Consider the following 6,587-nt stretch of genomic DNA (forward strand, 5'->3'; position numbering starts at 1 on the left):
TGACCTGGCGGACGGCCTGTTCGCGCGAGACGCTGCCCGGTTGCAGGCCGAGCCGCAGCCAAAGCCCGTCGATCAGCGCCGTGACGCCAAGCGCGATGTCGTCGGCATCCGCCGGCGAGGCGAGGCCGTGCAGGCCCGACAACAGGTTCGAGCGCATGCGCGCATGGATCACCCGCTGGATACGGGCCATCTTCTCGTCGCGCGGCACCTCGGCGCAGAGCGACAGCCAGGCATGGCACAGAGGCGGCTGGAACAGATGCTCCTCGAAATTGCCCTCGATCACCGCATCCATGCGCTCCATCGGCGTACGCGCCCGGCGAAGCCGCGCGATCACCGCCTGGCACAGGACGGCATTGGCTTCGCGCATCGCGTGCTCGAACAGTTCCTGCTTGTTGCGGAAATAGTGCAGCACGATGCCTTTGGAGGCACCTGCCTGAGCGGCCACTTTTTCCAGGGTCGCGCCGGCAATGCCCTCGCGCTCCAGAACCACGAAGGCCGCCTGCCGCAGCTCCTTGCGGCGTATCTCACTGAGACGCTTGAGTTTCACGGGATTGGTCCATGCATTTCGAATCCACGTTGACATTTTCGTCCGCTCAGATCAAGAATTGACCCATGGGACAATAAAAAAACCGATTGGTCAATTTCACGAATGAGGAGAACCGAAATGTTGCGCATCCTTGCAAACGGCGTCTGTTTGGCCGCCCTCATGTTGGCCTCTCATGCGGCCCAGGCGGCCGAGGCCGAAGAGTGCAGGACGGTCCGCATGGCCGAACCCGGCTGGAACGACCTTGCCTTCACCACGGGGGTCGCCAACGTCCTGTTGGAGGCGCTCGGCTATCAGCCGCAAAGCCAGGTGCTCGGCATCAACGTCATCTACGAGGGCATGAAGAACAGGGACCTCGACCTGTTCCTGGGCTACTGGGATCCGGCCATGGTCACCTATTACGAGCCCTACAAGAAGGACGGCTCGGTCGAAAATGTGCGCGTCAATCTCGTGGGCGCCAAATACACCTTCGCCGTTCCGACCTACGCCTGGGATGCCGGCGTCAAGGACATTTCCGACCTGCACAAATTCGCCGACAAGTTCGGCAAGAAAATGTACGGCATCGAGCCCGGTTCAAACCAGTTGATGATGGACGCCATCGCCGATCCCGCCTTTGGCCTGGACGGCTGGCAAGTGGTCGAGTCCAGCGAAGCCGGCATGCTTTCCGAGGTCGGCTACGAGATCAAGGAAAAGCAGTTCATCGTCTTCCAGGGCTGGGCGCCGCATCCGATGAACACGATGTACGACTTCAAGTACCTGACCGGCGGCGACAAGTTCTTCGGCCCGAACTTCGGCGCCGCGACGGTGACGACGCAGGTGCGCAAGGGCTATCTCGAGCAATGCCCGAACGTCGCGCAATTCCTCAGGAATCTCGCCTTCGACATCGATTTCGAGAATGTCGGCATGGGCTATCTGATCAATGACGGCATGAAGCCGGAGGACGGCGCGCTGAAGGCAATCACGGCCAACAAAAGCCGCCTCGACGCCTGGCTCGCCGGCGTCACCACCTTCGACGGCCAACCCGGCCTCGCCGCGGTCAAGGAAAAGCTCGGTCTGTGAGAGCGGCGGTGCTTGATGCTTTGCCGGAGCAGGGCGCCTGGTCCGGCCGCAAGCAATTCGTCACTGTCGGCGATCTCGACATCGCCTATGTCGAGGTATCAGGCGCCGAGCCGGCACTGCTGTTGGTGCACGGCTTCACCGACACCAGCCGCAGTTTTTCGCTTCTGGCGCCATATCTGGCCGGCCGTCGTCTGATCATGCCGGATCTGCGCGGCCACGGCGCCTCGCAGGCTGGCAAGAACTGCGGCATCGCCGATCTTGCCGATGATATGGCCGGGCTGATCCAGAGTTTACAACTCGACCGACCGGTCGTCGTCGGCCATTCGCTGGGCGCCATGGTGGCTGTCGCTTTGGCTGCGGGGCACAAGGAGTTGATCGGCGGGCTGGTGGTCCTGGCCGGCACGTTGAAGCCCGATTTCGCGCCGGGTCATCCGCTGGTGGTGAGCGTCGAGGCCCTGCGCGACCCGATATCGCCGACCGATCCGTTCTATGCCTGGTGGCATGCCTGTCGTACCGACGTGCCAGCAGCCTTTCTCGCCGGCTTGGCGCAAGAGGCCTCGGCGATGCCGACCCCGCGCTGGCGCGCGATTCTCGAGGAAATCCGCCGCGCCGACCTGACCGACTCGGCACGAGTCGTGCAGGCCCGGACGCTGATCATCGCCGGCGCCTGCGACCCGCTGTTCGGCGCGGCGCACCAGCAGGCGTTGCAATCCGCTCTTGCCGAAGCCGTCTTCGTTCGGGCTGAGAGTTGTGGCCACAACCCGCATTGGGAAGATCCGGTCCTTGTCGCAAAGGCGATCATCGAGGCATTTGAAGTCTAACGCCCGACCAATGATTGCGATGTGGGCAACAGCCGCAAAGTCTCCGTTTGTTTGGTCAGGCCGAGCTGCGCGGCCTGCCAAAAATCCTGCCATGCCGGAGAAGCGGCGAGGGCGGCCTGGTGGCGGGCATGCGCCTCGGTGCTGGCAAAACCCATGACGCTGATGAAGACGTTTTCATCAGCCCGTACCGGCAGGCGCGGAAAACTGTTTTCGGCATGCTCGGTAACGAAAGCGGCGAGCAGGCGTGCGTCGGCCGTCATCAGGCACGCCGTCTCAGTCTCGAAGCGAGTGGCGAAATCAGCCTCTGTGCCGGGCTGCAAATGATGAATCTCGATGACAACGATGCCGGTCAGCGGTTTGTTTTGAATGGGCTTTTCGTCATCGGCCAGGCTTGGCCGCTGCTTGCCCGCGAGGTCGAAGCCGGCGGCGGGCCACGCCGGCTTCAGCAGCAGCACATCGTCGGAATCGATCATCGTTGCGTTGGCCGCATCGCTGTGCGCCGCCCAGACCGGCCCGCCATAAAAAGCGGCGAGAGCATTTTTCCGCGCATCCATGCCGTCGAAGCCGCGCATCCAGACGAACATGTCAGGCCGATCGAGGTCCCGGAACTGGCCGATGATGGTCATGCCGGCGTCCTCCTGGCCCTCGATCAGCCTGCCGTCGAAGATGCCGATGAGCGTGTCGCGCCGGCCAGGCTTCAGCGTGTATTGCCGAAGCTCGACGACAGGCGAAGCGAGCGCTGAGGGTTTCGTCGCGACGTTCTGGGGCAGGTTCATCCGACATTCTCCAAAACAGGGTGATCGTCCTGTTTTGTAAAACAGACCGGTTGTCCTGTTTTGTCAACATGCTAAAGTTCGGCAATGTCAGCAGAGATGACCGTCCAGCCAAAACCGCGCCCGGGAAAACGCACCAACGACCCTGAAGGCATGCGCAAGAAAGTGCTCGATGTCGCCGAGGATGCGTTCCAGGCGCGCGGCTATCACGCCTCCAGCATCGGCGACCTGATGGCGGCGGCTGATGTCAGCGGCGGCGCGCTGCATCACCACTTCCCGACCAAGAAGGCGCTGGCGCTGGCTGTGATCGACGAGCGTGTGGCGGCAGCGGTCGAAGAGACATGGATCGCGCCGGTGCTGGCGGCGGCATCGGCGCGCGAGGGCGTGCGCGCCGTGTTCGAGGCCGTGGCGGCGGAACTGGAGCAGCAGGGTTTCGTGCGCGGCTGCCCGCTCAACAATCTGGCGCACGAACTGTCGCTTGCCGATCCCGATTTCCGCCTTGCCCTTGCCGGTATCTTTGCCGGGTGGCGGCGCGCGATTGCCGACAAGCTGCGTGCCGACCAGCAGGCGGGCAAGGACGAGGGCACGGACCCCGAACGCTTCGCCGCGCTGACGGTCGCCGCCTATTCCGGGGCCATGTCGATGGCCAAGACGGCGCAGGATGCCGGTGTGCTGCGGGATTGCCTGGCGGGGCTGGAGCGCAGCGCGCCGTCGCCATCGCAGGGCGGATTGGCAGCCAGGCGACGCAACAGGATACTGCCACGGCCGAGAACCTCTTGACTTTGCGGCGCTGCGTTCTTCATCCGATGCCGGGCGAGGTGGGGAACGCCGGGCTCTGGTTCAGCTACTCGGCCAGCGGCTTGATCGTCTCGTAGCCGTTGACGGATTCCGAACCGGTGCCTTCATCGTAGCGCCGCGCGAGCGCGGCTTGCAGATCGGGCGCATAAAGGGCGGTGAATGAATCCAGCGTCTCGCCGTCGCCGTTCTTGAAGGTCTCCTTGACCGCCAGGACATTGTATTTGCAGTCGCCCAGACGGAATGTCTCCTTGCCCTTGACGACAAGGCTCAGCGTCTTTGTGCCCTTCGGCGGCTTGTTCGGCGACAACTCGACGAACTCTATCGTGGCCTTTGCCCCCGCCTTCAGCGGGAACAGCTTTCGCAGATCGGAAAACGGGATCATCGCCTGCCGGCCGGTGTCGCTGTCGCGAAACACCTCGATCAGGCCGGCGAACAGATATTGGGTTTGGGGCGATTGCGATTCGTAGGTGTTGGCAACCGACATCATCCCGCCGGCCACGGGCCGAAATTCGCTCTGGATGCCGGGTCTCGCCAGAACGAAACCCTTCCTGGCGGACTTGGCATCGACGCAACCGGCGGCATGCGCGGTGCTCGCGCACAACATCGCGGCCAGGATCATGCAGATAGCTGCGGCTTTCATTTTCGTCCTCCTCCGCTCGCGCAAGCGAGACATGCCAGACCCATGGCGTCATGTCGATGATGGCGCAGAGGCGCTGGACGACCGGCTGCTGTCCATGCTGAATCAGCAGATGATGAATCGCCTTTCGACTGGATCGTTTTCCCGACGCAACTTCCTGGTACAGGCTGCGGGATTTGCCGCGGCCGGCGCCTTGCCGCGGCCGGCCTTCGGCCAGACCGGGCAACGCGTCCAGGCGATCGACGCCACCTTCCTGTTCATCGCCGATGTCCATGCCTGCCGGATGGCGAGCGGCTTGAGTCCCAACTGCCTGCAGGAAGGCAAGACCGACGCCGCGCTGCTGCGCAACGTGGCGGTGCTGAATGCGCTTGGCGACAAGGACTGGCCGGCCGAGATCAATGGCGTCGCCACCGGCCTGCGTTCCGCCGGCAAGATAGGCACGCCGCTCGGCCTCGTCGTCGGCGGCGACGTCACCGACGATGGCGGCGGCCAGATCACGCAGCCGAGCGAGGGCACCCAACTGCTCCAGTTCAGCCAGCGCTACATCCAGGGCGTCGGCCCGGATCGCGTGCACATGCCGGTCTATGTCGGGCTCGGCAACCATGATCTCGACCAGAACGGGCCGCCGCACCATGTCGACTGGTACCGGCGCGAACTGCGCGACTATGTCGAGGTCAACCATCGCGCCGGCGTGTTCTTCAAGCCGCCGGTGCCGGCCACCGACTATGATGTCGACACCGACTGCTACTCCTGGGACTGGGGCGGCCTGCATCTGATCCAGACGCATCGTTTCGCCGGCGATACCGGCCACGGCGCCGAGAGCAGCCTGCCATGGCTGAAGCAGGACCTGGCGACCTATGCGGCGGACGGCCGTCCGGTCGTCCTGTTCCAGCATTATGGCTGGGACACTTTTTCGGTGGAACGCTGGGATGCCGCCAAGAGCGACTTCGATGATGACGGCACCGGTGCGCCGCATTGGTGGAGCGAGGCCGACCGGCAGGCGTTGCTGGCGGCGCTGAAGGGCTACAATGTCGTCGGCATTTTCCACGGCCACCAGCACGAAACGCCGCTGATCTATCGCAGGGACGGGATCGACCTGTTCAAGCCGAAGGCTGCCTATATGGGCGGCTTCGCGCTGGCCAGGGTGACCAGCGACGGCATGGACGTGGTGCTGGGCGAGGCGACCGGCGATCATGGCGAGGTTGCCTTCACCAATGCTTTCAGCAAGGGCTGGAGCACATGAAAAAGGCGGCCTTCGCGGCCGCCTTTCCCTCGATAAAGCGCGTTTCTCGATGTCGGATCAGAGCGCCTTCTTGACCTTGTCCTTGACGTCGCCATAGGCCTTCTGCACCTTGCCGGCGATCCGGTCGCCCGTGCCTTCGGCCTGGGTCTGCCTGTTGCCGGTCGCCTTGCCCGCGGCTTCCTTGACCGAGCCTTTGACCTGCTTGGCCACGCCCGCAACCTGATCCTTGTTCACCATTTTTGCGCATCTCCTGGGATTTTTGAATTCAGGGGAATTCATTTGCGGGTAGCTAACGAGCCGGCGTCGGTTAGGTTCCAGGCGTCGCCCGGACGGCAGATCAGGTCGCGCGGCCGCCGCCTTGGGGCAAGGCTGGTGGGCTAGGCTGTGAACACACGTCGACCATGGATATTGGATGGCCGAGCGTGCGGGGAGAAAAATGGCAGAATTTACGCTCTATATCGGCAACAAGTGTTTCTCCTCATGGTCGCTGCGGCCATGGCTGGCGATGAGGCATCTGGAGATCCCGTTCGAGGAAGGTTTCGTGCGGCTGCGCACGCCTGAAACCTTTGCCAATCTGGCGAAAGTGTCGCCGACAGGTCAGGTGCCGGTGCTGAATCACAGTGGCAAGATCGTCTGGGAAACCCTTGCCATCCTTGAATATCTCGCCGACCTGTTTCCCGAAAAAAAGCCCTGGCCGGCCGATATCGACGCC

Annotated in this window: 9 protein-coding genes; 5 read left to right on the plus strand and 4 right to left on the minus strand. The window is 63.3% G+C overall.

The features are described from left to right. Nucleotides 1-583, minus strand: a 583-nt coding sequence (betI, locus tag EN984_RS17665; RefSeq protein ID WP_127383853.1) for a transcriptional regulator BetI, incomplete at its 3' end; no start/stop codon positions are given. Nucleotides 584-664: 81 nt separating this feature from the next. Here betI and choX point away from each other — a divergent pair. Continuing rightward, on the plus strand, nucleotides 665-1,603 hold the full coding sequence (gene choX / locus EN984_RS17670; protein ID WP_127272782.1) for a choline ABC transporter substrate-binding protein: 939 nt from the start codon (nucleotides 665-667) through the stop codon (nucleotides 1,601-1,603). Nucleotides 1,604-1,611: 8 nt separating this feature from the next. Then, nucleotides 1,612-2,424: an alpha/beta hydrolase gene (locus EN984_RS17675; RefSeq protein ID WP_127269332.1), complete on the plus strand. Its 813-nt coding sequence runs from the start codon at nucleotides 1,612-1,614 to the stop codon at nucleotides 2,422-2,424. Here the strand turns inward: EN984_RS17675 and EN984_RS17680 are convergent. Further along, nucleotides 2,421-3,200, minus strand: a complete 780-nt coding sequence (locus tag EN984_RS17680; RefSeq protein WP_127269331.1) for an NIPSNAP family protein — start codon at nucleotides 3,198-3,200, stop codon at nucleotides 2,421-2,423. The two genes, EN984_RS17675 and EN984_RS17680, sit on opposite strands and share 4 nt — an antisense overlap. Before the next feature lie 96 nt (nucleotides 3,201-3,296). Here EN984_RS17680 and EN984_RS17685 point away from each other — a divergent pair, with 96 nt between their 5' ends. Then, nucleotides 3,297-3,977 (plus strand): TetR/AcrR family transcriptional regulator, encoded by a 681-nt coding sequence (locus EN984_RS17685; RefSeq protein WP_127269335.1) that lies wholly within the window; start codon nucleotides 3,297-3,299, stop codon nucleotides 3,975-3,977. A gap of 64 nt (nucleotides 3,978-4,041) precedes the next feature. Here EN984_RS17685 and EN984_RS17690 read toward each other — a convergent pair whose 3' ends face one another. Beyond that, nucleotides 4,042-4,635, minus strand: coding sequence for a hypothetical protein (locus tag EN984_RS17690; protein WP_127272746.1), 594 nt, complete (start codon nucleotides 4,633-4,635; stop codon nucleotides 4,042-4,044). A 109-nt stretch (nucleotides 4,636-4,744) separates the two neighbouring features. Here EN984_RS17690 and EN984_RS17695 point away from each other — a divergent pair, with 109 nt between their 5' ends. Further along, nucleotides 4,745-5,875, plus strand: a complete 1,131-nt coding sequence (locus EN984_RS17695; protein WP_164752202.1) for a metallophosphoesterase — start codon at nucleotides 4,745-4,747, stop codon at nucleotides 5,873-5,875. Between the two features lie 57 nt (nucleotides 5,876-5,932). On the opposite strand, the gene EN984_RS17700 is transcribed toward EN984_RS17695, so the two are convergent. Further along, nucleotides 5,933-6,112 carry a CsbD family protein gene (locus EN984_RS17700; protein ID WP_027037831.1) on the minus strand — a complete coding sequence of 60 codons (180 nt, stop codon included), beginning with the start codon at nucleotides 6,110-6,112 and terminating at the stop codon, nucleotides 5,933-5,935. 199 nt (nucleotides 6,113-6,311) lie between these two features. Between EN984_RS17700 and EN984_RS17705 the strand changes: the two genes are divergently transcribed. Continuing rightward, on the plus strand, nucleotides 6,312-6,587 hold a 276-nt coding region (locus tag EN984_RS17705; protein ID WP_206517438.1), incomplete at its 3' end, for a glutathione S-transferase N-terminal domain-containing protein.

The sequence above is a fragment of the Mesorhizobium sp. M7A.F.Ca.CA.004.12.1.1 genome (assembly GCF_003997835.1).
GTDB lineage: Bacteria > Pseudomonadota > Alphaproteobacteria > Rhizobiales > Rhizobiaceae > Mesorhizobium.

What these genes read in the sequence shown, in the direction of transcription:
- EN984_RS17685 (WP_127269335.1), top strand. Translation starts at nt 3,297, where the DNA reads ATGACCGTCCAGCCAAAACCGCGCCCGGGAAAACGCACCAACGACCCT.
- choX (WP_127272782.1), top strand. Translation starts at nt 665, where the DNA reads ATGTTGCGCATCCTTGCAAACGGCGTCTGTTTGGCCGCCCTCATGTTG.
- EN984_RS17680 (WP_127269331.1), bottom strand. Translation starts at nt 3,200, where the DNA reads ATGAACCTGCCCCAGAACGTCGCGACGAAACCCTCAGCGCTCGCTTCG.
- EN984_RS17695 (WP_164752202.1), top strand. Translation starts at nt 4,745, where the DNA reads ATGATGAATCGCCTTTCGACTGGATCGTTTTCCCGACGCAACTTCCTG.
- EN984_RS17690 (WP_127272746.1), bottom strand. Translation starts at nt 4,635, where the DNA reads ATGAAAGCCGCAGCTATCTGCATGATCCTGGCCGCGATGTTGTGCGCG.
- EN984_RS17700 (WP_027037831.1), bottom strand. Translation starts at nt 6,112, where the DNA reads ATGGTGAACAAGGATCAGGTTGCGGGCGTGGCCAAGCAGGTCAAAGGC.